Raw genomic sequence first — 23,176 nt, 5'->3', positions numbered from 1 at the left:
TCTCTCCTTCTGTCTACATAATAAAAAAGCCACTGGCTTAGCCAGCAGCTTTGTCTGCGTTATTCTTACTCTGTTCTTTTTCATTCTCAATTGCTTGTAATCGATCTGTTATCGTTGAAGGGATTTTAACACCGCTCTGTGCTAAGTTTTCAGTTATTGACAAGCCTTCATTAGCGATATAAAAAAGAACGGTACCAAAGGTTAAGACACCGTTCAAATTTAGGACTGTATCAATAACATTTGCTAAAATGACCGCAAAGAAATTGAGTAGTTTGCGGACATATCCAAACCATGCGCTCCGGCTTCGCAGCTTTTTGAATTTCCATGCCTTGATTACTCCTGTTAAAACGTCAATTATGCTAAGAACTAGAAGTAAATCAAGGTACTTCACTCCTCCAAATAAATATACTCTTGCTAAATCTAATGTTTCAAAATTGATAAACAAACTGGTTTCCTCCATTTCTAATCACCTCCTCCGAGGCAAATAAAAAAGGGACAGCCGGATCTTATGAGACGGCCGTCCCTCTAACTGAAAAGTTTCCATTTGTTAAAGCTGTAAGCTCCATAACAATTTCTTTAAAACCAATAATGTTAAAAGACCAAGCTTCTGATTTCCCTTTTGTGCTAGTGGCAAATGTTCCGTCATCCACTTTCTGCCCTCTAAGGGCTCTTTTTGTTCCAGATAAGGATTTACCCCAGAACTTCAATTCACTTGTCTCAGCCGTCCCATAAACCTCAATGAGTAACGTTTTGAATGGTCCAACGGTGAATGGGTTGCCCTCACCAATGATTTCTGTTCTATCGTGAAAGACAATATCCGTCGTTTTTGATTGAGTGTCCAATGAGCTAAGGTTCAGGCCTTCAGTCTGAACTTTTAAACGACCATCATCAGTTAAGCCGCTTTTATCTAGCTGGACTGAGAACGGAGCAACTGCTGTAATAGGAACAGTGTGGTTAATATTTATATCCTCTTCACCGGCGCCTAGTGACTGGTATAGTAAAAATTCAGATTGTTGCAGGTTACCATTTACGTATCTGAAACGGAAATAGCGTTTAGTTAAATGAACCCATTCAGTCTCGCCAAGTGTATTTGCTTTAACAACCGCCGAAGAGACTGTAGTCCATGAATTCATATCGTTACTTTCTTCAATGAATAAGGTACCTTCACGATCAGAAAAAGCATGTCCTTTTACTTTTGAAATTAAAACAGGACCTAATCGATCTTGACCATATTGTGTGTATACTTCGGTCGCTTTTAAAACTGCGTTTGCCAGCAGCTCTGCATTACCCGAAATAGCAGCCACGGGTACTATAAAATCCCTGTTCCCTTCTCTGTAAGGTTTAGCCGCTCCTGGCTTACCGGTTGCATCTGTTGGAAATTGAAAGCTATATGATGACATGGCAAATCCCTCCTTGATATCGTTGAATTTAGTGGTTGATCAAAATTACATTGTGACCACCCCCTTTATCGCAAAATAAAAAAAGCCTATATGGCTTTACCTGTGATCTCTTTATACTGTTGCGGGGTAATGAGCTTCTTTTCAACGCCCTGCTGTAAATCAGCTGCAGAACAATCGTCGTAATACATTGCCTTTTTCACCATCTCCGGAGTGGCCCATTGATAATATAGTGCCAATACCCAATAATTCATTTTGATTCATCCCTCTCTTCCCATGACATAATGGCGAGCTTTAGTTCCGACAGTTGCCGTCCAAGTGTTTGATTTAATTCTTCAAGCTGTTTACGGGCCAGTTTTTCTTCCGACAGCTTTTGTGCCAGTAATTGAATTTGATCAGGCGGTTCAAATGGCGGATTTTGCTTTAATTCGTCCCACCAAGCTTGCAAATCCGCTTCTGTAGGGATAGGGGCCCGGATATTCCATCGTGCAATGTAAGAGGGGGTGCCATCGCCATTATTCTGAATGATAAAATCTTTAGTCGGATCGGCACCGGGATATTTATAAAGGATTGCTTCACCTATATTCATTTTTTACCTCCTTACGCATCGGGGTAGTTTAAAGCGCCAACCTCTTGGATATCAAAGAAGTTGTAAACTCCATTTTTATCAGTGATACCCCTTTTGACTGTTTCATCTCCGCCATAATTACAGTAGCAGAAGATTTCCACATAATCGCCCTTGTTCATTGGGATAGTGGCTGTTCCGTTTAACCCTACATTCATTTCTTTGCCGTTATCAAAATATCCTCTATAGTGGTCAAGGGTTTTATACTCTTTTCCGTTCAGATACACCTTCAAATGAAAGTTGATATACATAGCGTAATTGATCATATAAAGCCCAACATTCACCAAGTACATTCCATCATTCGGCGCGACAAATCTATTATTTTTAATATCAAAAGCATCATGACTGTCTTTTATTTTTCGATTAAAAGCTATCTTGGTGTGATCAATCTGCTTTAAATATTGAACATCGGACACTCCCACACTTGCGTGAGCAAAACCTGATATCTTTTCCCATTTTGTCCAGCCTGTACTATCCCACCAATGGCGAATCCATGTCCCGATATTCTTCCTCTTTGTTCCATCGCCATTACCATAGAAATACTGAGCAAAGCGCCATTTGTTTAAATTTTCATTTTTAATTAAGCCATAGCCAAGAGGGTAGCCTGTGTCATTGCCCTCATAGATACCCATAAAGGTTATTCCTTCAGGGTAATCAGTGCCTGGTGTTCTTGCATCGACGATCGCTCTTTCATCTCCATCACGAATGCAAATTAAGTTCTCGTTTTTGAAATTGGAATTCACATAATTGACTGCATCAGTCAATGCCTGCTTAGCTTTTTCTTTTGCTCCTTCAGGGGTTTCTTTGTTGTTCCAGTTTTCCCGCTCTACTTTATTGATATGAAGTTCAGCATCATTCACATGAATATCAAAGTCTCGTTTCGAAGCCTGCTGTACATTATCGACGTTCCCCAGCCCAATTTGCGCCTTTGTAGTGTTGTGAGGGTTATTCATGTCATTTTTATGTACAGCTAAATTCTTATGCGCGTCTTGAATACCTTTCTCCCAACGGTTTACATCGCCCTCATTGATAGGATCATCTGGCAGCCAGTCTGTTTTTGCTTCATATGCCATTTGTTACACCACCTCAAAAGTAATCCTGAAATCTAGCGTTCTATTATTACTGACGTCTAAATCTGTTGTTCTTTCCGTAATCACGTTGTTTTGCTCATCAAGGATCTGCACACTCTCAATGTGTTCGATATCTTCTTCTCGTTGAGTAAGCACCGTGACAACGGCACCCTGAATGGTGAGTTCCACAATTTTTGTTTCATTTCCATTCAGCAGCACTTTCGATATTCTATTTTTCAAATCTGCAGCTGTTCGCTCTCTATAAAGCTGTGTAATCATACAAGGACCACCTCGTTATTATTGAGCGTGACGGAATAACCTACCTTTAGCTCACTTGCTTTTCGATACCTTCTGTTATTCAAAATGACAGTATCTTTTATCTGGAGTGGTTCATTCAAAGCAACTCGCAAGGTATATGCCAAATGAGCTGGCTTCATATTCTCCAATGTTTCTATAAGCTCGCTCATATGCTGCATATCATCTATATCAATATCAACATTGAAACGATACTCTCTAGGAAGTAGCCGAACCTGAGCTGACGGATTTTTCAGGAACCGGTTTAATGCCTGTTCAATGGTCTTATATGTTGCGGGCGGTATATTGGACATTTTAGAGATTAGACGCAATCGACGGATCTCATCGGTGTCACCTGATTCCCGCGGTACGTTCAAAATCTTTTCCCATCGTTCAAGCCCCCAGGTTACCGTAGTAACAAACAGCTGATCTGTCAGATCAAAGATGCTGTTATTTTGCTTCTCAAATTCCGGAGCTTCCGCTTTAAGAAGTTCAGTCATTTCCTTTAACTTGGTAAGGAACGGCGGCAGATAAGCAGTCATTTCATCGAGTTTGCTCAATGATGTTCACCTGCCCCAATTTAGGGATTTCGATGTCACTCAGAACCAAATTTTCGGCCACGCCGTTGATTTTAATATCTGCGTAATCACTTACTGAAGGTGAATTGTAGACGATATTATTAATCTGCGATAGACGGATGACGTTATCTTCAAAAGCAATCTTTTTAAAAAGATTTAAAACACCTGATTCGATTTCTTGCTTTACCTGATCGATAGAGCTATTGACCTCGGGAAGTACCTCGGCTGAAATCTCAACCTCTTTCCATACCGCACTCTCCACTGTGACAAAGGCACCTATTGGCGCTTGCCCCTCACCTTGTCCAGGTTCAGGATCAATATAGTTTTTCACCTTTGATATTAAAATATCGGAAGCAGGTTCCAAGTTAGCATTGGTCACGACAATTTTGACTGTGCCGTCCCCGTTCCAAAGCGGAAAGATCTTTGCCTTCCCTACTCCGTCTACTTCTTCAGCCCATTGTTTATAATGAGCTTTATTGGCACTGACAGCTTCCCGACGCACTCGGGTAAAATATCTAGCTCTTAAACTGTCATCATCCTCCTCTTCTCGTCCAGGGATTAAAATCTGTTTCACAATCGCTTTTTGGAGTCCTGGTATAGTATCTAGTGACAATAGATTCTGGCCGGATATATTTGCGTTCCCCGCTTCTCCGGCTGTTTCACATTCCAGCGTCCCATCAGCTGTGTATTGAAAATAAAGATTATCAACATAAAAGCGAGACCCTACAGGAATGGTCACGCCTTCAGTAAACTCCCCTGCCCTGACTGCTTTTGTGGCAGCAGTCCGCTCAATGCCTGCTTCAGTAGCTCGTCGATCTAAAAATTCCCCTTGTGCCGTGTCTGAGAAGACAAGTTCCAGAACAGTATCGAGCCAAATATAAGACTTGGCCAATTCTGTAGCTGCAGGAGCTAACGCGTTATAAATCACGCTGCCTTCTCTTGTATCAATGTCCGCTGAAATGCTGTTTAACATACGGTCCATGATCACTTCAAAGGTCTGATCTTCAAACATCTTCACCAAGCACCTCCTCGATCTCCAATGTTCCTTCGTCAGTCTCGACTGTAAAGGAGACACGGAACGATTCGCCTTGTTTTTCTATTTCAAAATCTGTAACAGCAGAAATTCGGTCGTCATAGATCAGTGCTTCCTCTATCAGCCGAGGGATCTCCATTTTCTTATATGCGTCTGTTGTTTCGTTATCTGCCAGCACGTCTTGAAGCTCATTTCCAATGTCATGACTGTAAACAGAATATGCGTATCGCTCAGTATGGAGAGACAAATATACAAACTGCTTGATCGCTTCAAGGCCTGTGATGATTTCATTTGTGATACGGCCATTTTCAAAATCTATTTTGTAGGTTTGCGAGGTCTCTATGACTTCGCTGTCATCTTCTATATCCTCAAACTCGATTTCCGGAGACAAAGCCATTCCAAACACCTCCTATATTTTGTCGAGAATAAAAAATGATTGTCCGCCTTTTAAGGAGACAACCATCACATTCTCACCCATCTTTAGTTCTTCATCTCCTTCAGCGCGCAGCCGTTTAGGAATAATAATCAAATCAGACGGAATAATTAGCTTTTCATTTTCATTGAGTTTAATTTCAACAGGAGAAACGGAAACCACTTCAGCCGGCATAATATCCACCGGTGACTCAGAATCAACTGCACCGACAGCCAAATGTTTGATTGCTTCACTTAATCTCATGAGGAAACACCATCAGGGATAGAATTTTTCTCAACCACATTAATGGTCATCGTGTGTGTCGATCCTTTAAATTCGTGTTTATCTGTATCGATCCAGTATGTCTTCTTAACCCCAACTTCCGGAATTGAAATATAGACGGGCAAACCACTCTGAAGATCCGGAATCCCAATCGCTTGAATACTTTTGAGTTCTTTTTTGACGCCTTTTTTCTGTGCCTGTTTGACTTTCGCACGCTGCTGAAGCTGTGCTTGGTTAATGTTATCTGATACTGTTTCAACATACTGAAGGACGCCGTATTTGCTTATGCCTGCGCTGTCGCTTGCGGTGGCCGTGTATGTTTTATTGTCTTTCTGCCGGCGGAGCTTCACTTTTGTGGCTGTGTCATTAATTGAAGTGCTGTATTGATAACCAGTAATGTTCACACCCGTCTCCAGCACCCATACTTCTGACGGATCAGGCCAAGCGCGAAGGCCAAGCTTTCCCTTCGCAGAATATAATTGATAATTCCTTCCGGTTTGGCTTTTCGTTTGTTTCAAGGCTTTCAGAATCATGTCATAAAGGCTCGTATCATCTTTAAACACTAATGATTTAATGGTGTAACCCGTATTTGCAATGGACATCGTCGGGATCTGAAAATCCCTCGCCAATCGTTTTATAATCTCGTCTGCACGCTTATTGGAGAACACATAAGCATCTTTGTTCTTAACCAGATATTGCAGCATGTCATAAGCCGTAAAGGTCAGCCCATGTTCTTCCGGATTGCGAGAAAACACAATACCTCGAAACAGCTCTTTCCCTTTCCACTTAAACAGAACCGTATCCCCTTCTGATACGCTGTAATATGAATGGGTGCCTTGTTTCGTTATGATCTTTGCTGTGATCGATCGGGGTGCCTGATAGCGTTGTCCCTCAAGAGAAACACTTTCTGTTACCAGCTCAAGCCATTCCGTTTCTTTAATGACGAAAAGTTCTATCATGTCATCACCTGCTTACTGCGGTATCTTTAATTTTTGCCCAGGAAAGATCCAGTGTCCTGGCTGTCTTATATTCCGTTTGCTTCGTTTGATCATAGCCTTTTTATTGACGTTCCAGATCTTGCGCCATTTTGTGCTGTCTCCATAAAATTTGCCGGCAAGGTCCCACAGTGTATCGCCTTTCTTAACAGTGTATGTTTTAGGAGCTGATTTAGATGGTCGTTTCTTCTTCGTCTTTTTCTTCTGCTTGATCTTCCGCGGCGAAGCAGTTTTGTATTCCTTCAGCTTTATTTCATAATCACGATCACCTATATCTTTTTGGCCCTCGCTATAAGAAAAAACCTCGATACTGCAAGTTAAATTAATTTTCGTTCCAGTAATTAAGAATTGAACCGGCTTTTTAGATTTCACCCATTTCTCGATCTTTGCAATAGCATTTTCAGGAGAAGGAAATCCCTTATACTCAGCAAGCGGACTGTGTTTCTTAGGAAAAAAAGAAGAGAACGAAATCTCTTTCGCTCCCGGTTTATCTATAAAAGTGATCTCCCCAAAACTGGCAACTTTTACTGATTCATTTTGAATTGTGTTGGATATATCAATTTGTTCAGGAAGGACCGGAAGCCGCAGCTTGTCCTTCCCTTGTGAAATCCAGAATTCATATATGGATTTAGTCAAAAGCAACGACTCCCTTCGTTCCAATGTTGATATCCTGTTCAAGCTCATCGACAAGAGCCTGCTTAATCTTAGCTACAAGACTGTTCATGTCTTGATCATTGTGAAAATGCTGATCGCCATTAAACTGAATAATAACCTCTTTACCTCCTGATGCTGTAACAGTTGTTTGCTGACTACCTGTTGTAGCTACTGTTATCTGACCGGAAGATAGTTCAGTTTGACCTTTTTGAGATGGGTCTGTGACTTCCATTCCGAGTGCCTTAGCTGCTTGGGCTAATAGATAGCGTCCACGGATACCTCGCTCCTCCGGAATAATCCATTCCCGTTTGTTTCCCTCACCGACACGTGCAATCTGCTCTTTGGTAATGAGTCCGCCGTTAGCGTAGCCAACATATGGACCTCCATGTCTCATGCTTCTAATGCCTGGTACATTATTAATTGATCCATATCTGCTTTTGATATAGCCAATCGCAGCAGCAGCGTTGTGAATCGGGTTAAGAATGTTATTCATGCCCGGCAATTTGTGTGCGTTGAAGGTACTTAGGATTGTCTGCATGAGTCCCTGAGATGGATGCCCTGCTTTCGCATTACTATCCCATAAGTTGATTGCCTTCGGATTACCGCCTGACTCATGCTGAGCAATTGTCATCAGCCCTGGAAGCCAGCTCATTGGTGTCTTTGTGGCCATGATAGCAGCCATGAGCCATTGCTTTACATTTCCGCTTACTGCTCCCATTCCGGAATAAGCAGCAGCTAGTGAACCTGCTTGTTTTTCAGCAAACTTTTTCACATCAACTGAATCCAGACCTTTTACAATACCAATAGAGGCAAAACGACCGAGACTCATCATGACACGGGAAGGTGAATGAATATCAAGCTCTTCACGAAATGCCTTCTCAACTTTTTTCGCCAGTTCCTTGGCAGCCTCATTGACTTCACTTGCCTTAGAAGTCATGCCTGAAACAAAATTACCGATCATACCGCTTCCCCATCCGTTTGATGATTCTTTAGAGCGGATAAACGGCTTGTTAATATGAGTGCTGACGTATTGATCAGTACCAGTTTGTGAACTATTTTGTCCGGAAGCAAAACCTTTGATCGTTCCGCTTCCCCATGATGAAGATTTATTAACAGTGTTCTGAAATGGCATTTTAACCTTCGTCTGCAAGAAGCCATCTGAACCGGTCGAAGTGCTGTTCTGACCTTTAGCATATCCATTGACCACTTGCTTTCCGTAATTCGGAGAATAAGAGATTAAATTGTTCATTGGCTGTCCAACGTTTTTCTGTTTCCAAGATTCCATAGAAACAACATTATCTCCAATTCCTTGATCAAAGCCTTTAGTGAACTGTTGACCAAATGAAGTCGCTTGTTCATCCAGACTGGATGTGTCAATTATAGGAGATACAGAAGCAGTCACCGCCGCTCTACGGATTAGCAGGGAAGTTGCTGGTTCACCTCCTGCAGATGAAGCAGACGCTATATCATCAACCACACTCATCCCTAATTTTGAAGCAGCTTGAGAAAGGAGCATTTTGCCGCGACCTTTATTATTCTCAACAGGGATAACGAATTCTTTACCAGCTTCACCAATCCAAGATATTGTTGGCTTCGTAATGTAACCACCAGTAGCATGTTTCTTTGGCTTTTCTTTTCCCGTACCAAATAAATAATTTACGCCACTCTTCACATATCCCCACGCTTTTCCAGCAGTTTTTTTCGCACTTGAAGCTACTTTACCACCAACTTCTTTTACTCCGCCTAAAATACTGCTTCCCAATTCCTTTACACTTTGCCACTTTTCAGACCACCACTTCTTACTAAAAAGGGTTTCTGAGATGGAACTCTTAACACTTTTCCATATTGATTTAGCATTGTCCCATTTATTTTTTGACCAGCTCTTTACACTTTCCCATTTTCCTGACCACCATTTCTCGCTAAATAAAGTGGATTTCAGTTTTCCTTTAACAGATTGCCAAACAGAAGACGCGCTGTCCCATTTACTTTGAGCCCAACCTTTTACGCCTTCCCACTTTCCTGACCACCACTTCTCACTAAACAAAGTGGATTTTATTTTTTCCTTTACGGACTCCCAAACAGATGATGCACTATTCCATTTGTCCTGTGCCCAGCTTTTAACGCCAGACCACTTCTCAGACCACCATTCACTATTAAATAAAGTTGACTTCACCTTTTCTTTTACATGAGACCATGTATCACTTAACCCATCGAGAGAAGTTTTCGCATTACTCTTAATGCCAGACCATTTTTCAGACCACCATTTTTGATCAAATAATGTACTGTCTAGTTTCTTTTTTACTTCTGAACCATCAAACGCTTTACCTAAACTTGAACCACCCATGGTGCCTGCTATACCACCAACTATTCCACCAATGGCTGTTCCCACTCCTGGAATAACACTGCCAATAGCTGCTCCTGTAGCCGCTCCAGCAAGGCCACCGCCAGCTGATCCAATTTTTTCACCAACATTATCTTTATTCATCCTAATTAAATCAGTTGCCGCTAACGCTGTTCCTAATAGAGGGAGTCCCTTTGCAAACTTGCCAACACTTTTCAGAGGACTTAAGACTTTCCCGAACTTCGATGTACCGCCTGCAGCTCTACCAGCTGCGTATAATTCAGATCTCGTAGTGGTTATTGCTGGTCTTGATCCTCTGGTTGGATTAGTACCTACAGTTCTACCGGAACGCCTTCTCTCCAACCATTCAGATGACACAACAATTGAACTGTCAGAAGGGTTCATTCGGTTTAGATTACCCCGTCGTCCTAAAACTCTTTTCCCTCGTCTTCTACGAATGCGATCATTTTTACCTCCATCGCTACAACAGCAACATGTTAAGCTGCCGCTTCGAGGTAAACTCGTTGGACCTGTAGCAGTTTTGGATTCTCTGCCCCTTGTGCTGGCATTACGATTACTGTTCCTCCTTTCACTTTGCGTATTAGTGCCAGCTTTAGGAGTACGTTTTGGAATTAACTTTCGGATTACGCCTGCTGCATCACTTCCGACAGTACCTATGCCTTTTAACAGCGGACGTAGTATTTTCAAATAACCAATCAACCCAATTAAAGAAGGGATCACAACTTTAATCGCTGTTTTCAAATCATCCCAATGGTTGACGCTCCACTCAATGGCTACGTTTAACTTATCACCTATCTCCGCACCAAGATCGGCAATATCTTTTTTGATCTCTTTAAGTTTTTCCTGACCTTCCTTACTGTTAATGAATGAGCTGATTTTATCAAAGGCCGGCCCTAATCCAGTTAGCAGAGATGTTCCCATATCCTTAGATATGCTTTCAAAATCTCTCATGGCATCATTAACCGGTGTCATCGGGTTATTATCCCGAAGTTTCGTAAAGCTACGTTCTAATTCACCGCTTGTTTTGGCACTTGTACCAATACCCTCAGCCATATCTAAAATCGGCTGCTTAAGGTCTTCATATTGTGTTCCAATAAGTTCAGTCGCAATAGCAGCCCTCTTTGTTTTATCTTTCACTTTAGAAAGGGCTTTTGCCACCCTAAATAAACTTTCCTCTCCACCTATTGAACCATCTTTGAAGCCCTTGAACATTTTCTTAGTTTCCTTAGCCCCGAACAGCGTTTTAAATGCGTCCACTTGACTATCAGACATTTCGGTTCGGCGGATGTTAAACTCACGCATACTATCGGCTAGGTTATCGAAGTTTCTGGCGCCACCCTTTGTTCCTTTTATCATGGCGTTTGCAATTTGGCCGCCTGTGAGCTTCAAGTCTCTAAAGGTGGAACTGTATTCATTCATCGTGTCCAATAAATCGTCAGCTTGGTCACCGGCATTCCGGTAAATGTAAGCGATGGTGTCCCCGCTCTCTTTACCAGTCATTTTCAGGTTGTTATACATGGCACTGAATGCCCGGTCTACTTCAGCTTGGTCAGCATTCATCAATTGAGCAATTTTGCTTGATGACTCAGTGAGTTCCGCCAGCGCCCGGCCGGATGCCCCCGTCAGTTGCGAGAGTCCCTTTAACGCAGAGCTTACTTCCTCCCGGGATCCACCGACTTTGTTTTTGTAGAAAATGTCGTCAGTCATCCGTCCTGCATCTTTTTTGCTCACGTTTGAGGTTGCTGAGACATAGGCGTCCTGAGCCATTGCATTTTTTCCGGAGTTCATAATTGCGCCGCCTGATAATCCACCCGCTGCCGCTAATGTAATCGTGACAGTCTTTAAGCTGTCCAACCTCTTCTGGATAGCATCGAGAGCAGCGGAAGCTTTGTCTTTAATAGACACAGTCGGCGTTGCCTCAGATCCATCTAAATCTGAGACGCGATGCCGGAGAGAGTTTAAATCCCCGGATGCGCGGTCTCTGACGGAGACAGTCGGCGTTGCGTCTGATCGTTGTAAATCAGACAGACTTCCCCTGATCAAACGTAGGCGTGGGGTCGCACGGTCATCCACCGATACCCTGACCTCATGTTCACCTTCTGTGATGTCCTCAGTCTGCCGCCTGATGCGAGTTAACCCTCCTGAAGCTTGATCATCGAGACGAACATCAAGAGAGCGGGGGCGCCGCGTCAATTGGGTCGCTGAGCGGTCTATCCTCCTTATGGTCCGTTGTGTCCGGTCATCAGCTTCAAAAACAAGAGGGCCATTAGCGGCCCTCTGAAGTCTTTCAGCATTTCCTTGTATTTTGCGGAGCTTTTTGGTCATCTTATCGTGTAGATCAAATGTGGCTGTTAGTTTAGCCATGGTTATTTCCTCCTTTCCCTGCTTCTTTTTCTAACAGCTCAATACCTAAGACTTTTTCGCTTCTTTTTCAAGCAAATCAAGTTTATAAGCAATGGCGCCGTACAGCAGCGCCTTATATTCACGCGGAGCTTCATAAAGCTCTCTTAATTCAGACGGGGAATATTTCAGCTCGTGCATAGCGAAATAGAAATACACAGCCTCTTTATCCCCGCCCCGTATTAGTTTTTTGCTTCTTCTTCAAGGTCTTCCAGATCATCTTCAAATCCGTTGATCTCAATTGCCTTGTTCAGCCAGTTAGCATATTCCCCGCCGACAGAAAGGATGCGCTTTGCCACTTCCACTGGATCTTCTGTCTTGTAAGCTTCGCGCAGCTCTTTTGATTTAAAATTCGGGTAAACAGTCGTTTCAACAGCAATTCGTGCATAGAAACGCTGGCTGTCCAGATCTTTCACACGGCCGCGCCCTTTGACATTTTTGTATGTTGTGTTTTCTTTCTCCAACTCATCGATGCGCTCAGTCGTAATTGCTTTGAAAACAAACGGAATCACGTTCCCCGCCTTGTCTTTAAACCGCTTTGAAATTGGTACTTTTACCTCTTCTGCTTCGATTGTTTGTCCTGGCATAAAGAATGAAAGATCATATACTTTTTCGTTTTGTTTTTCGGTCATGTTAATTAGCTCCTTTTGTTTTGGTTTTGGTTGTCTTTAGGCAATAAAAAAACACTCTCGGTTTTTGAGAGTGTTATGGTACAATATGGTTTAGTATAAATGAATTGGCTTTCAACACCTCAAGGGCGGTCTGGCTCACTCCCTCATGAAGGGGGGTGATGCTCATGATGTCAATGTTTCAAGCATTAATGCTAATGTTTGCTTTCGGCTCTTTTATAATTGCCCTGTTGACTTATATAAAAAAGAAATAGACCCACCCTTGAGCTCGTGGAAAAGTTAAAGGGTTAAGTCTATCCGTAAATCTTTCATGAAGTTGTTAAGCCAGCCCTCTTGATGGGCCAACATTTATACCGACCCGGTTGCCGCCGGGTCTTTTTTTATTTTATGCATTTCTCGTGAAAGAAATACACGGAAAACTAAAAGAAATGAAATGCATTACATCGGTATTCATGAATACCGATGGCTAGTATCAGTACTATTGTTAGTATCAGTACTAATAGTAGTATCAATACTATCTCTACTTGATAATAATTTAACCACTTTACCACAGCGTTATCAAGTGGTAATGTCTTAGATTCCACTAAATTCTGTTAGATTTCACTAGATTCCATTGAAGTTTAGAGTTTTCTAAGAGTTTTCTAAGAGTATCTGAAATGCATTCACAAAAAACAAGAACGTAAGTTCTGTGGTGATAGTTAAGGATTATAGTATACTATATATATTGAGCAAATGAATAAGCTTTCAGCTGGGCGGCTACACCCTTTTGAAAGGGGGCGTTGCCATGACAACTTACCAAGCGATTTCCTTAATGATTGCTTTTGGTACATTTACCGTGGGCTTTATGGCGGTAATCGTTGCGTTGTTATCATTGCAAAAGAAAAAATAGACCCTTCCTTATGACCCTGGAAAGTACTAAGGAATGAAGTCTATTCACAGTCAAAAACCCATAATGAGCTGCCCACAAGGGCATTGTTCATTTGCACTGACCCGGTTGCAGCCGGGTCTTTTTTATTTTATGCATTTCTTGTGAAAGAAATACCTCTAAACAATGTGACAAGAATGATACCAACTATGCTATCAGCAGTGACACCATCATTGCTATCAATAACAATATCATTAACAATATTAATAACAATATCATTAACGTCATTGTATCATACACCAGGACTCATAGTCACTATTTGTGACATTTACTGAAATTAATTTGCTACTCACTGAAGCATCTACACTGGCCCTTATTCTTAACAGTACATCAGTGTAACCTTAAAATGTATCCTTCAGCTTTTCAGGAAGATCAAAGTCTTCAAAGGTGAACGGCACTTCCTCTTCCAACGCTTCGGAATCCACATCCAACCCTGCAATCTTCGCGGAATCAAAGTTCACATCATAGAGGGTAACCCGCTCAGTCCCGCGGCCAGATGATTTATCATCAAGCACTGCCTGCAGAGTGAAATACGGATCTTCACCTTTTTTCACGTAGTTGAGCATGAGCTGTACGAAGCGAGACGTGACTTTATAAAATGTCGCTGTTCCCGTTCCATTCGCGCCAGTCGTTTTATGGCCAGTCATGCGGCGGCCCATAACGTTGACTTCTGATTTGTTTTTTTCCACGTTCGCTTCAAAAGTTTTAATAAAAGCCAATTCCTCACCATCCAAAAAGAGGCGCCCCTCTTTACCAGATATCGTATTCTGCGCTTTAAAAGCCATCTTACTTCACCTCCACGTTAAAGTAGAATTTTTCTGCTGCATCAACAGGCTGCACGGCCAAATCAATGATAAAGCCGTCTCGATCTTCATTCAGAACAATCGCGATATCAGACTCAGAGTCAAACCCCGTAATGCCGCCCCCATCTTGAAGGATTCCCATGTATTGAGTGATCAGGGTTTTCACGAACTGCAGGCCATCATCCGAAGCCGGGACATCGCTGCCGCTCGCTTTTCTGGATTTAATTAATGCTTTCAGCTGTGATGTCAGATCGTTATTAATTGCATCAAGGACCCGAACAATTTTGTTCTTCTGGAACACCTTGTTTTTCTCAGCCGTTAAGCTTGTCAGGGAATTAATATCCTTTTCAACAGCCACAGCCTTATCGCGGGGATCGAAAGTGAACAAAAATTCACCTTTAGCGAGTCGTTCAACAATTTCATCATTGTCAATGCGGTTTAAAACGTCCACAGCCCCTTCATATTCAACAAACGTAAGGGATTGGTTAAAGGTAGCCCCCGCGCTGGCCCCGGCTACCCAGGCAGTAGCCTTTTCAGGCGTAATCTCAGTACCGTCTTCCAGCAGGACCCCGCCTGTCACATTGATAATGCCTTCATGATCCCCTTTATAATTCGAAAGGACGCCTTGAATCTTCTGACCTTGGTTATCTCTTAACCGCTTCACGAATGCCACGAACGTGGCTTTAAGCTGTTCATTGTCTTCTACTGGCAGAGCAATGGTGTCGAAGTATTCCGTTTCAGCTGCATCTAAGAAATCCATATAGTCAGCGTTCGTCGGGACCTTATCTGTACCGCCGGAAAGACGGGTGCCGGCGGATGCCGGTAAGTCTCCGCTTGCATCAGCAGGTGATGTACCGGTAAGCGGGATGGATACGGTCAAATCTCCTTTTCCAGTAAAGGATACATAGCTGTTTGCCTTCAATTCCTCCGCGGCCGCTACCGTCTGCTTATCAACTTCTGACTCATCGAGATACGTAATGACATCAACCTTTTTTGAATCAATGACATTCTCAGTGATCCGGATAATGATGTCATTCCCTTTGGTCCCGCCATAAAGAGCGGTTGCCTTAACGCCTTCACTGATTTCTGCAGAAGCGCGAAGACCCTCAGTCAACCGATAAAGCAATACTGTTTTTGCCTTCTTCATTGCTTCATGCAGCAGAAGGAGCGAAGGATTATCAATGTTTAATCCGATCTTCTTATTCAAGTCCTCAATGGAAGAGATAGAAATGAATTTCTTAACCTCACCCCAGCTAGACGCTATCGGCAGCGCAACTGTCCCGCGTTCTCCGGCAGAAACTCGGTTTTCCGCGGTCGTTTTAAAGTTAAAGTAAATACCGGCACGCTCTTTTTCCTTGCCGGGTGTGAATGTTCCGCCGTTCATCTATTTGACCTCCTTTTGAAGAAACTGAGTAATCAACTTCTTCGCTTCCGATTTTGTAATACTCGTTTTATGAACATGAAAAAGAGCACCGTCAAACACCTCGGGTCTTACCCCAAAGAGCTCTCGACTGTGCTCTCGCAAATCCTTAATATAAAAAGCATTTTCTGCTTTCTCTTTTTTAGTGGCCATCATTTCACCCCACTTTTAAATTTAAAACCATTGATTGAACACTGTTCTTCCAGCTCATACCAATAGCGGCTCGTCCAGTTTAAGACAATGGTGGCGTAATCATCTGATACCCGCGTTTCTATTCGAGATAGCCGAATAAAATCACCTGTATCCTCGCCAGATTCTTGTATAAGCGGAATTATGCCCCTTTTGCTTCTAAGTGTATCCGCAATTCGTTCTGCTTCGTTATGAGCCTTCTGTGCGTTTTCGTGAAAGAGTTTTACGTTTAAAATATAGGCTTTCTGAAACGTAGATACTGTGTCCGCCCCATCGACCGTGGAAGCCGGTGGAAAGTAAAGAGACGGAATAGCAAAGTCCTGCGGTATTTCTTCTTCATACACTTGAACAGGATACAGTTTGTATAGATAGCCCATAATTGAACCTACTTCTTGATTCATGGCAACACCGCCTTAAAATTCTTCATCAATCCATTGCTGCAGCTTCCGCTCAAGGCTCCTCTCAAACATCAACTGAAATATAGCCATGGCGTTATCCCAAAAGCCAGAACCGTCGACCCATTGGAACTTCAGTAGCATACCGGAATTTCTTTCGGCAGGGTCATATTCGAAACGGTCGCCTTTCCACCGCCCTGGAACCCACCGTCTATCCTGATTTTTAGACGGATCGATAGTAAAGTGCCCGTCATTGACGTATGAGGCGTATTCCAGATTTGTTCCAACATCCAACTTTAAGCTGCCTTTTGTCATTGAAAAGATATTATCTTGGTCACCTTTCTGAAAGGAATTAAGCAAACGGCGTGTGTCTACCGTCTTCGTCCTGATAATTTCATCTTGGATAATGTCTAGGAACTCAAAACCCATAGCTTCAAGCCACTCCTCGTATTTCCCTTTCAATTCTCCACGAGAAGCACGGTTTAATGATTGAATGAACTGATCAAGACCTTTGATCTTCACAAATATTCAACCTCCCGTACTGCCGTAACTTCCCAATGATGATTCCTGACTTTGCGGGGCTTCTGTAATTTATAAACAGTCCCATCCCAAACCGCCCTGTCATTAACTCGAATATCAACAGTAGCAGGGAAATGTACAAGGAATGATTGATAAATAGCTACATTCGGTTCCTGTTGGATAATAGATTGACTCTTTTCTGTAAAATAACACGGCTGATTTTCTATGTCCGGGTCATCAGGGTACGAAAAAACCGGTTGAACATCTTCAACCGGCACCCCGAATTTTTGCTTTCTATTTTCTTTTTTCTCCTGCAGATGATAAATGTCACATCTGTGAGTCAATAAGGATTGATAACTCATATTGATCTCATCCGCACTTTCGCTTCAATCCCTTCTAAATCAGGGTCAGCCGGTTTCACATAATCTTTTATTAATGCATACACATCAGGTTTTTGAAGAGAACTGCCATCCCCTAGAGTATAAGAATAGTCACCCATTTTTTCAGTTGTATATCCTTTAATAATTGACTCGTCGCCATTTATAAGAGCATAAAACTGAGACAACTTTAATAGGGCCAGTCGAACCGTTTCAGGCAAAGGGATATACTCTGCATCTGAAAAATCATGTCCAACTTTAAGAATGATATCGGCAGTTGCCTCAAGGATATCCTGTTTTAACAACTCGTCATGTCTGGTCTTTACAGACTCAAAAACTGAATAACTCTTTAATTCATCGGGAGTGATTAACAGCATAGGTCACTCCCCTTTGTTATCTATTTGCTTAAGGATGTAGGCAATTCTTTCATCTGCATTTTTGAAGTCAGACGGATTGCCACCAAGATTAGAAATAATGGATTCATGCTCTGCTTTATTCATACCTTTCAATTCCGATTCAGTATAATTTATCGGATCATCCTTTTGATTCTTAAGATCTTTATCTAGCACAAAATATGGATTTTCATTTAAATACTCATAGAGTTTTTTCGATACTGTTTGACTGACACCTGCTCGAAAGGTTATTCCCATCACATTATATGTTTTGCCTTTAATAAGCTTTGCAGTATACACGCCAGATCACCTACTCCTTCACTTTCACAATCTTGGCTACTGCGTCTTCTTCTTCAAAAACACTATCCAATTTGGCTGTCAGAACAATGATAAACATACGACGGCGAATGTCTTTATCTACTTCAATCCGAATATTACGAGAGAATCCAAGAATAATATTCTTCGGATGAGTTAGGATGATATCAGAAACATCGGCTGCAGTATCTCCCTCTCCAATCGTATAAGGTTGTAAATTCGCAATGCCTTTGACCGGAACACCAAACGCAGAAGAAAGACCACCTTGAACAGCTGCATCCCCTAAGTTCGTTTGACGATCCGCTAAACGATCTTTCCATTCAACCTCAATACCAGGCGATGTATAGAAGCGGAACTCCTGTGGAATTCTTAAATATTTAGAAGGTACAGCTTTGTATCCTCGTTTAAATGTTTGCCGTGTCAGTTCCTCACCTGCAGCATCGACAATATGAGATGTAGCTTGTTTACGGATACCGTCAAGCTGAGCTAAGTATGAATCTAACGAACTGGTATCTCCGTTTACTAGCAACTCTTCAATATCAACCGCAGCACGCTCAGCTATCATTTGCATAATTGTATTTTGAAGACCATATTTTTCGATGTTGTTTTCAAGTGTGTCATAGGTAATGTTAACTTCAGCAATTACTTCTTTTGTGCTTAAGTTAACTGTGCTAGTTGATGGAACAGACTTTTGATCCTTAGTCAGCGCAACTCCCTCTTGGGCTGCCCTTAAAATACGCTGGCCAAAACCTATCTTCTCGATTTTCTGTGTGTCATGGTCCATTTGAATAACTCGAGCATCTCTTAAAATGGTTGGCGTATCTTGTACCATTCGAATAAAAGTTGAAGCCTGAGTAGGATTCATAATCCCGCCGCTCTCTAAAGTAGAAAGCGTCATTTCTGCTTTATTAATAACCTCTTGATTTCTCATTCTTATCCTCCTTATACATTAAAACAACCCTGACCAGATTGATTTTTGAACTTGTTCAGAACCCGATTCTTCAGTTTGCTTAGATGTTCCGCGGCTTTTTTCAATGGCTTCAATACGATCAGCGAGCGGTTGAACAGCTTCTGAAATTGCCTTTTTCAACTTCTCGCCCTCTTTTTCAACCTCTTCCTCTGTTTTTTCTTTATCTATCTTTTTAAGCTCTTCCTCTTTTTCCACTGTCTCGAGTCGTTTCTTAATTGGCTCTAATGCTTCTTGAATGGATTTCGTTACTTCCTCCGAAGTCATTTCTTCTTCCTCCTCTTTTGTTTCTACCTGACTCAGTAAATTACCAAGGGCTGCATGAGCATTCTTAATTTCTTGCAGGTTTGAAGCAGAAAACTTTCTGCCCGCCTTTTCAACTGGCTCTTCATACGATTGCTGTTGTTTGCCTATGAAAAAGTTTTTGAGCAAATTAAAAAGCCCTTTCTCATCAGTTTTCTCTTGAGAAACGGGCTTTTCTTCTTGTTTTTCAATTGTCTCAGCAGTCCCTGCCATTGAATAACCGGTAATTTCGCCTTTTTTGATTTGCTCCCATACTTCCTCAGAAGCCTTTGTGACAAGGACCCATGAACCCTTTTTGATGGTTTCCCCATTCATTTCAAAGTCTGCAGGCACTACATAGGATTCAACCACCTCACCAACACCGCCCTGAAAATCGTGCTGTTTATCAATTTCTCGGGCATCTTTTAGAAATCCATGAGCGGCCTTTTCAATTTCTGCAGCTGTCATGAAATCCCCGTGGGCGTCCACTGTATCTGGCTCATATACGATTCCATAAACAAGTTTTTGTTCAGCCGTTTCTTTCGTAAGGACCTTTACTTCCTTTTGGAAGTCTGGCTGTTTTTCCGATTTCATAAAAAAGAACTGCTTTTGATTAGCAGCCTTGTCTACGTAAGAAACATGTGTGATTTTTGCGTTTACCAATTCTCTTGGCATATGGTCACCTCCTTTCAAAAGGCAAAAGCATTTTATCATTTTGAGTCTAAATTGAGTGCTTCCTCTAATGCTTTCAAACGCTTAATTGCTTTCTGAATCAATTGTTCATACTTTTTTGCCGTTTTTTCATCCATAAATTCAAAGAAGTTAGGAAACAAGGAATCTACCACCTTTACTAATTCAAAAAGTAGTTCAGCAAAATCATTGCTTATGACTTTATTATCCCGAAGGATAGATATATTTGTTCTAATTGTATTTTTATCGGGGTTATACTCGGTTCCAACCCAACCATTTGCCTTCGCAGCAACAAATAAGTTTATAACCTCGTCACTTAAATCATCAATTGATTTTTCTAATATCAATTTAGCCCTTTTGTTATAGTTATACATATAACTTTCAGCTTTACTAATAAAATTATTTTCAATCTTTTTTTCTTTTAACTCATTATTTTCTGGTTGGTCATTAACGGTAATGGGTACAGAAGAAGGAATTTCTTCCTCATAACTTGCTTCAATTTTATCCTCCAATGTCGACATTTTCTCATTAAAAACAAGCTCAAAATCTTTATATTTTAAATTTAATAACCCTAAGATTCTTTTTGAAATTGGATCCTTTAAGAAGAAAAATATCATTAAAACAACAGATGGCCATGCTAAGTAATTGATTATAGACGACACAAATTCAAGCCAATTCATAAAATTCCCTCATTCCCAAAAGTAATGAGGATATTATACTACTTTATTCCATATTTGCTAAGGCTTCTCCCCGAATCTCTTCTTTTTCCTCTGCTGATAATCCTAAAATTTCATTATCAATCACAGGCGATAGAACGCAATGGCAATGAATTCGTTCGCCTGCTGAAAGATTAGGGTCCCTTGGAAACATGCATCTCTCGCTACTCCCTGGCATCTGAAATTCTTCATCTACTCCAATGACTGTGCCGTCAAGATCGATGTGATTCTCACGCAGATTGTTTTTCTTACTTCCGCTGTGCCGCCATTTCTTTTTCTTTACTGCGGGCGATTGTGCATATGATTCATGCTGAGCGGCAGAGGAAGCGGCAAGCACTTCAGTAATGGCCGTGGTCCGGGCCCGCTCCCTATAAAACTGCGGCATGTCTTTAAGAGTCAGCTCAATGTCCTGGATGGAAGAGCCGTTTTCTATTGCATCTGTAAGGACGTTTTCCACTGCCTCATGAGTATTCAGCTTCATGATCTTGGCCAGCTTTTCCGACCAACCTTTGATCCAATCCGCTGCCCTGGTAGATAAAGCTTCAAATGGGACATCTGGATCCAATGAATCCATGATCACTTCGGCCAGTTCCTCAACGGTCTGCTGCAGAAATCCCTCGGTAAGCTCATGAAATTCTTCCTCGAAGTCATCTTCCGCGAATAGGTTCTGAGTAAAAAACACTAGAAGGGCTTCTAACGTCTCATTCGAATCTTTGCTCACAAAACCTTTAAGACCATCTAAAAACTTCTTACGCTGGCGTCTGAGCAATCTGGCAATGCCTTTTTCATATTCTTCTACAAAGCCGGGTATCTTAGAAAGGCCGGGGAAATCAGGTACGACCTCCACGAGCTTCTCTCTCTCATCTTCCTCGGCTTTTTTAATAAAAGCATTTAGACTTTCCAGCAGTTTATCTGTTTTGTTCATCTCTGAGATCCTCCAGAACATCCCGCATATCTTTTAATAAACCGATCATATCAGGAGTACCGTTCTTAGATTTAAACAGCCTAGCCAAAGGATCGGAAGCGGACTCAGTGCTATTCTTACCAAGCGGCCTGTTATATTCTTCTTCAGGCCATTCCTCAAGCGTCTTACCAAGAACTCTCCCAGCTAAATCACGTAGATCATTCGGAGAAACTGCACCAGCTGTTATAAACGGTGTTAGAACCTTAGCAATCTCAAGTGGATCTCTAAAGTCAGGTCCTTTTAGCTGAAGACGAACCTTATGAATCTCAAGATCATTTAGAAATAAAGCGTTCAGTTTACCTGTGATTAACTTTCGTTCAGGCTGAAAGACTTGTTCCTCAGTAATCTTTCTTGCTGTATCCGCAGTCGCTCTATTGTAATCTTGAGCTTCACCTGTATAAAGTGGAGGCAAACGAAAAGCCGATCTAATTTTATCTCGGCTCTTTTGGTCATATTCAAGAAACAAAGCATCTTCTTGGAGGATTTCAGCAAGTGATTTAATATCGACTTTCACTGGAGCAATCTCTTCATCGCCATGAATGTTTTTCCCCTTCGCTATGCCTTCCGCTTCAAGTAAAAGAAACTTATGTGCATTCTCCACTCCTTCAAGCCCATTCATGTAATCCTGCAATTGTGTGTATGAATCCTCTGACAACATACCATTTTCAATTGTAATGGCAGCGGGAATATGTCTACCTTGCTTGAAGTACATGAAGTTCAGCTCTTCTGCTTTACGTGCTCCGTACAGATTAACAATATGGCCGATCCATCGAGGCTTTCCATATGTACCGCTTCCTATCTTGAAATGAACCACTTCATTTGCTTGTTTTTCGAATGGAGTCTGTTCATCATATTGGCCTGTCTCTAAATTTAAAGTACGAGGATCTCCATATTCCTTAAAGTAAACCATACGACCGTCAATCATCTGAACATACTTTCGAAATCGTTTCTCTCTTTTGATTGATTTCATTTGTCCTTGTTCGAAGTATGTAAAATCAACTTCAATTGGTTCAGACAATTTACAAACCCGAACATTTTGAACATCCATGTATTCAATGCCAGCTGGCTTATTTTCACCGTTTCGAATGACCTCGATAAATCCATTCCCTGTCTTTTCTCGATCTTCAATAACAAAGCCGAGCAAAGTCTCAGCTGACTCATCAAAGTGAAGATATTTAGCGAACTCTTCAAGCTTTGTCCATTCACTTTCAGCTTCTGTTTTTTCTTCATTTGTCACATCTGGCGAATTCACATCAAACGAATACTCAAAATCAAATCCAAAGCCTACGATATTTGTTCTGTAAGCATCAACGCATTGCTGTAAGATCGTTGAGTACTCAGCAATCATTTTCAATTCTTTTAGGTTATACGGAGGCGGTAAAATATTGCTGTCATAGGTGTCCGCAAATTCATCCTCATAAATTTGTTTCGTTGATTCAGTAGGTGGAGTAGCTTTGATCACTCGTGCTTTAACAGATTGTTTTGACATCC

30 protein-coding genes are annotated in these 23,176 nt (G+C 41.7%); 2 read left to right on the top strand and 28 right to left on the bottom strand.

Annotation, left to right across the window (positions count from 1 at the left end; all coding sequences use genetic code 11):
* Window positions 1-37 precede the first annotated feature (37 nt).
* The 15 genes from V7728_RS06470 to V7728_RS06400 form a co-directional block, all read right to left on the bottom strand.
* Window positions 38-460 (bottom strand): phage holin family protein, encoded by a 423-nt coding sequence (locus V7728_RS06470; protein ID WP_099566925.1) that lies wholly within the window; start codon window positions 458-460, stop codon window positions 38-40.
* A gap of 46 nt (window positions 461-506) precedes the next feature.
* Window positions 507-1,400, bottom strand: a complete 894-nt coding sequence (gene xepA / locus V7728_RS06465; RefSeq protein WP_099566926.1) for a phage-like element PBSX protein XepA — start codon at window positions 1,398-1,400, stop codon at window positions 507-509.
* 86 nt (window positions 1,401-1,486) lie between these two features.
* Window positions 1,487-1,651, bottom strand: a complete 165-nt coding sequence (locus tag V7728_RS06460) for an XkdX family protein (protein WP_099566927.1) — start codon at window positions 1,649-1,651, stop codon at window positions 1,487-1,489.
* Window positions 1,648-1,986, bottom strand: coding sequence for an XkdW family protein (locus V7728_RS06455; protein WP_099566928.1), 339 nt, complete (start codon window positions 1,984-1,986; stop codon window positions 1,648-1,650). The genes V7728_RS06460 and V7728_RS06455 overlap by 4 nt, the downstream gene beginning before the upstream one ends.
* Before the next feature lie 11 nt (window positions 1,987-1,997).
* Window positions 1,998-3,095, bottom strand: a complete 1,098-nt coding sequence (locus V7728_RS06450; protein ID WP_099566929.1) for a hypothetical protein — start codon at window positions 3,093-3,095, stop codon at window positions 1,998-2,000.
* A 3-nt stretch (window positions 3,096-3,098) separates the two neighbouring features.
* The gene (locus V7728_RS06445) at window positions 3,099-3,371 is read right to left on the bottom strand and encodes a hypothetical protein (RefSeq protein WP_099566930.1); all 273 of its coding nucleotides are present in this window, start codon (window positions 3,369-3,371) and stop codon (window positions 3,099-3,101) included.
* Window positions 3,368-3,946 carry a YmfQ family protein gene (locus tag V7728_RS06440; protein ID WP_099566931.1) on the bottom strand — a complete coding sequence of 193 codons (579 nt, stop codon included), beginning with the start codon at window positions 3,944-3,946 and terminating at the stop codon, window positions 3,368-3,370. Before V7728_RS06440 ends, V7728_RS06445 begins: the two co-directional genes overlap by 4 nt.
* Window positions 3,930-4,976 (bottom strand): baseplate J/gp47 family protein, encoded by a 1,047-nt coding sequence (locus V7728_RS06435; RefSeq protein ID WP_099567281.1) that lies wholly within the window; start codon window positions 4,974-4,976, stop codon window positions 3,930-3,932. The genes V7728_RS06440 and V7728_RS06435 overlap by 17 nt, the downstream gene beginning before the upstream one ends.
* Window positions 4,969-5,394, bottom strand: coding sequence for a DUF2634 domain-containing protein (locus tag V7728_RS06430; RefSeq protein WP_004398572.1), 426 nt, complete (start codon window positions 5,392-5,394; stop codon window positions 4,969-4,971). The genes V7728_RS06435 and V7728_RS06430 overlap by 8 nt, the downstream gene beginning before the upstream one ends.
* Window positions 5,395-5,406: 12 nt before the next feature.
* Window positions 5,407-5,673 carry a DUF2577 family protein gene (locus V7728_RS06425; RefSeq protein ID WP_099566932.1) on the bottom strand — a complete coding sequence of 89 codons (267 nt, stop codon included), beginning with the start codon at window positions 5,671-5,673 and terminating at the stop codon, window positions 5,407-5,409.
* A complete protein-coding gene (locus V7728_RS06420) occupies window positions 5,670-6,650 on the bottom strand; it encodes an XkdQ/YqbQ family protein (protein WP_099566933.1) in 981 nt (326 codons plus the stop codon). Before V7728_RS06420 ends, V7728_RS06425 begins: the two co-directional genes overlap by 4 nt.
* Window positions 6,651-6,662: 12 nt before the next feature.
* Window positions 6,663-7,322 carry a LysM peptidoglycan-binding domain-containing protein gene (locus V7728_RS06415; RefSeq protein WP_021480096.1) on the bottom strand — a complete coding sequence of 220 codons (660 nt, stop codon included), beginning with the start codon at window positions 7,320-7,322 and terminating at the stop codon, window positions 6,663-6,665.
* A complete protein-coding gene (locus tag V7728_RS06410) occupies window positions 7,315-12,066 on the bottom strand; it encodes a transglycosylase SLT domain-containing protein (protein ID WP_099566934.1) in 4,752 nt (1,583 codons plus the stop codon). The genes V7728_RS06415 and V7728_RS06410 overlap by 8 nt, the downstream gene beginning before the upstream one ends.
* A gap of 45 nt (window positions 12,067-12,111) precedes the next feature.
* Window positions 12,112-12,243, bottom strand: a complete 132-nt coding sequence (locus V7728_RS06405; RefSeq protein WP_223198305.1) for a hypothetical protein — start codon at window positions 12,241-12,243, stop codon at window positions 12,112-12,114.
* 41 nt (window positions 12,244-12,284) lie between these two features.
* Window positions 12,285-12,734 carry a phage tail assembly chaperone gene (locus tag V7728_RS06400; protein ID WP_099566935.1) on the bottom strand — a complete coding sequence of 150 codons (450 nt, stop codon included), beginning with the start codon at window positions 12,732-12,734 and terminating at the stop codon, window positions 12,285-12,287.
* Window positions 12,735-12,901: 167 nt separating this feature from the next.
* Here V7728_RS06400 and V7728_RS06395 point away from each other — a divergent pair, with 167 nt between their 5' ends.
* Both V7728_RS06395 and V7728_RS06390 read left to right on the top strand, forming a co-directional pair.
* Window positions 12,902-12,985: a putative holin-like toxin gene (locus tag V7728_RS06395; RefSeq protein WP_142671712.1), complete on the top strand. Its 84-nt coding sequence runs from the start codon at window positions 12,902-12,904 to the stop codon at window positions 12,983-12,985.
* Window positions 12,986-13,515: 530 nt separating this feature from the next.
* Complete coding sequence (locus tag V7728_RS06390; protein ID WP_099566936.1) at window positions 13,516-13,620, top strand: putative holin-like toxin; 105 nt, start codon at window positions 13,516-13,518, stop codon at window positions 13,618-13,620.
* Window positions 13,621-13,997: 377 nt separating this feature from the next.
* Here V7728_RS06390 and V7728_RS06385 read toward each other — a convergent pair whose 3' ends face one another.
* Genes V7728_RS06385 through V7728_RS06325 form a run of 13 tightly spaced genes read right to left on the bottom strand, consistent with a single transcriptional unit; the run spans window position 13,998 to window position 23,174 of the window.
* Entirely contained in the window at window positions 13,998-14,441 is a 444-nt protein-coding gene (locus V7728_RS06385; RefSeq protein ID WP_019712741.1) for a phage tail tube protein, read from the bottom strand.
* A gap of 1 nt (window position 14,442) precedes the next feature.
* A complete protein-coding gene (locus tag V7728_RS06380) occupies window positions 14,443-15,843 on the bottom strand; it encodes a phage tail sheath family protein (RefSeq protein ID WP_099566937.1) in 1,401 nt (466 codons plus the stop codon).
* Window positions 15,844-16,035, bottom strand: a complete 192-nt coding sequence (locus V7728_RS06375) for a hypothetical protein (protein WP_032679171.1) — start codon at window positions 16,033-16,035, stop codon at window positions 15,844-15,846. It lies immediately after the preceding gene.
* The gene (locus V7728_RS06370) at window positions 16,032-16,469 is read right to left on the bottom strand and encodes a phage tail terminator family protein (RefSeq protein ID WP_099566938.1); all 438 of its coding nucleotides are present in this window, start codon (window positions 16,467-16,469) and stop codon (window positions 16,032-16,034) included. The genes V7728_RS06375 and V7728_RS06370 overlap by 4 nt, the downstream gene beginning before the upstream one ends.
* A gap of 12 nt (window positions 16,470-16,481) precedes the next feature.
* Window positions 16,482-16,985, bottom strand: a complete 504-nt coding sequence (locus tag V7728_RS06365) for an HK97 gp10 family phage protein (protein WP_099566939.1) — start codon at window positions 16,983-16,985, stop codon at window positions 16,482-16,484.
* Window positions 16,982-17,344 carry a YqbH/XkdH family protein gene (locus V7728_RS06360; protein ID WP_099566940.1) on the bottom strand — a complete coding sequence of 121 codons (363 nt, stop codon included), beginning with the start codon at window positions 17,342-17,344 and terminating at the stop codon, window positions 16,982-16,984. The genes V7728_RS06365 and V7728_RS06360 overlap by 4 nt, the downstream gene beginning before the upstream one ends.
* Entirely contained in the window at window positions 17,341-17,736 is a 396-nt protein-coding gene (gene yqbG / locus V7728_RS06355; protein ID WP_099566941.1) for a protein YqbG, read from the bottom strand. Before yqbG ends, V7728_RS06360 begins: the two co-directional genes overlap by 4 nt.
* A 3-nt stretch (window positions 17,737-17,739) precedes the next feature.
* Window positions 17,740-18,051: a YqbF domain-containing protein gene (locus V7728_RS06350; RefSeq protein ID WP_041850069.1), complete on the bottom strand. Its 312-nt coding sequence runs from the start codon at window positions 18,049-18,051 to the stop codon at window positions 17,740-17,742.
* 10 nt (window positions 18,052-18,061) lie between these two features.
* A complete protein-coding gene (locus tag V7728_RS06345) occupies window positions 18,062-18,997 on the bottom strand; it encodes a phage major capsid protein (RefSeq protein WP_099566942.1) in 936 nt (311 codons plus the stop codon).
* 18 nt (window positions 18,998-19,015) lie between these two features.
* Window positions 19,016-19,990, bottom strand: a complete 975-nt coding sequence (locus tag V7728_RS06340; RefSeq protein WP_099566943.1) for an XkdF-like putative serine protease domain-containing protein — start codon at window positions 19,988-19,990, stop codon at window positions 19,016-19,018.
* A gap of 35 nt (window positions 19,991-20,025) precedes the next feature.
* Entirely contained in the window at window positions 20,026-20,685 is a 660-nt protein-coding gene (locus V7728_RS06335; protein WP_099566944.1) for a hypothetical protein, read from the bottom strand.
* Window positions 20,686-20,728: 43 nt separating this feature from the next.
* Window positions 20,729-21,646 (bottom strand): phage head morphogenesis protein, encoded by a 918-nt coding sequence (locus V7728_RS06330; protein WP_099566945.1) that lies wholly within the window; start codon window positions 21,644-21,646, stop codon window positions 20,729-20,731.
* Complete coding sequence (locus V7728_RS06325) at window positions 21,630-23,174, bottom strand: phage portal protein (protein WP_099566946.1); 1,545 nt, start codon at window positions 23,172-23,174, stop codon at window positions 21,630-21,632. Before V7728_RS06325 ends, V7728_RS06330 begins: the two co-directional genes overlap by 17 nt.
* Window positions 23,175-23,176 lie beyond the last annotated feature (2 nt).

It is taken from the genome of Bacillus sp. JHAA, from assembly GCF_036961585.1.
Taxonomy (GTDB): domain Bacteria; phylum Bacillota; class Bacilli; order Bacillales; family Bacillaceae; genus Bacillus; species Bacillus velezensis.
This window is presented reverse-complemented; position numbering and strand designations above follow the sequence as displayed.

Bases quoted from the DNA above. Each gene is read 5' to 3' on its own strand.
- V7728_RS06325 (WP_099566946.1), bottom strand. From the start codon at position 23,174: ATGTCAAAACAATCTGTTAAAGCACGAGTGATCAAAGCTACTCCACCT.
- V7728_RS06450 (WP_099566929.1), bottom strand. From the start codon at position 3,095: ATGGCATATGAAGCAAAAACAGACTGGCTGCCAGATGATCCTATCAAT.
- V7728_RS06410 (WP_099566934.1), bottom strand. From the start codon at position 12,066: ATGGCTAAACTAACAGCCACATTTGATCTACACGATAAGATGACCAAA.
- V7728_RS06430 (WP_004398572.1), bottom strand. From the start codon at position 5,394: ATGGCTTTGTCTCCGGAAATCGAGTTTGAGGATATAGAAGATGACAGC.
- V7728_RS06455 (WP_099566928.1), bottom strand. From the start codon at position 1,986: ATGAATATAGGTGAAGCAATCCTTTATAAATATCCCGGTGCCGATCCG.
- V7728_RS06385 (WP_019712741.1), bottom strand. From the start codon at position 14,441: ATGGCTTTTAAAGCGCAGAATACGATATCTGGTAAAGAGGGGCGCCTC.
- V7728_RS06360 (WP_099566940.1), bottom strand. From the start codon at position 17,344: ATGAGTTATCAATCCTTATTGACTCACAGATGTGACATTTATCATCTG.
- V7728_RS06370 (WP_099566938.1), bottom strand. From the start codon at position 16,469: ATGAATCAAGAAGTAGGTTCAATTATGGGCTATCTATACAAACTGTAT.
- V7728_RS06445 (WP_099566930.1), bottom strand. From the start codon at position 3,371: ATGATTACACAGCTTTATAGAGAGCGAACAGCTGCAGATTTGAAAAAT.
- V7728_RS06390 (WP_099566936.1), top strand. From the start codon at position 13,516: ATGACAACTTACCAAGCGATTTCCTTAATGATTGCTTTTGGTACATTT.
- V7728_RS06340 (WP_099566943.1), bottom strand. From the start codon at position 19,990: ATGCCAAGAGAATTGGTAAACGCAAAAATCACACATGTTTCTTACGTA.
- V7728_RS06460 (WP_099566927.1), bottom strand. From the start codon at position 1,651: ATGAATTATTGGGTATTGGCACTATATTATCAATGGGCCACTCCGGAG.
- V7728_RS06345 (WP_099566942.1), bottom strand. From the start codon at position 18,997: ATGAGAAATCAAGAGGTTATTAATAAAGCAGAAATGACGCTTTCTACT.
- V7728_RS06400 (WP_099566935.1), bottom strand. From the start codon at position 12,734: ATGACCGAAAAACAAAACGAAAAAGTATATGATCTTTCATTCTTTATG.
- V7728_RS06330 (WP_099566945.1), bottom strand. From the start codon at position 21,646: ATGAACAAAACAGATAAACTGCTGGAAAGTCTAAATGCTTTTATTAAA.
- V7728_RS06405 (WP_223198305.1), bottom strand. From the start codon at position 12,243: ATGCACGAGCTGAAATATTCCCCGTCTGAATTAAGAGAGCTTTATGAA.
- V7728_RS06420 (WP_099566933.1), bottom strand. From the start codon at position 6,650: ATGATAGAACTTTTCGTCATTAAAGAAACGGAATGGCTTGAGCTGGTA.
- V7728_RS06395 (WP_142671712.1), top strand. From the start codon at position 12,902: ATGTCAATGTTTCAAGCATTAATGCTAATGTTTGCTTTCGGCTCTTTT.
- yqbG (WP_099566941.1), bottom strand. From the start codon at position 17,736: ATGCTGTTAATCACTCCCGATGAATTAAAGAGTTATTCAGTTTTTGAG.
- V7728_RS06470 (WP_099566925.1), bottom strand. From the start codon at position 460: ATGGAGGAAACCAGTTTGTTTATCAATTTTGAAACATTAGATTTAGCA.
- V7728_RS06425 (WP_099566932.1), bottom strand. From the start codon at position 5,673: ATGAGATTAAGTGAAGCAATCAAACATTTGGCTGTCGGTGCAGTTGAT.
- V7728_RS06380 (WP_099566937.1), bottom strand. From the start codon at position 15,843: ATGAACGGCGGAACATTCACACCCGGCAAGGAAAAAGAGCGTGCCGGT.
- xepA (WP_099566926.1), bottom strand. From the start codon at position 1,400: ATGTCATCATATAGCTTTCAATTTCCAACAGATGCAACCGGTAAGCCA.
- V7728_RS06375 (WP_032679171.1), bottom strand. From the start codon at position 16,035: ATGATGGCCACTAAAAAAGAGAAAGCAGAAAATGCTTTTTATATTAAG.
- V7728_RS06335 (WP_099566944.1), bottom strand. From the start codon at position 20,685: ATGAATTGGCTTGAATTTGTGTCGTCTATAATCAATTACTTAGCATGG.
- V7728_RS06435 (WP_099567281.1), bottom strand. From the start codon at position 4,976: ATGTTTGAAGATCAGACCTTTGAAGTGATCATGGACCGTATGTTAAAC.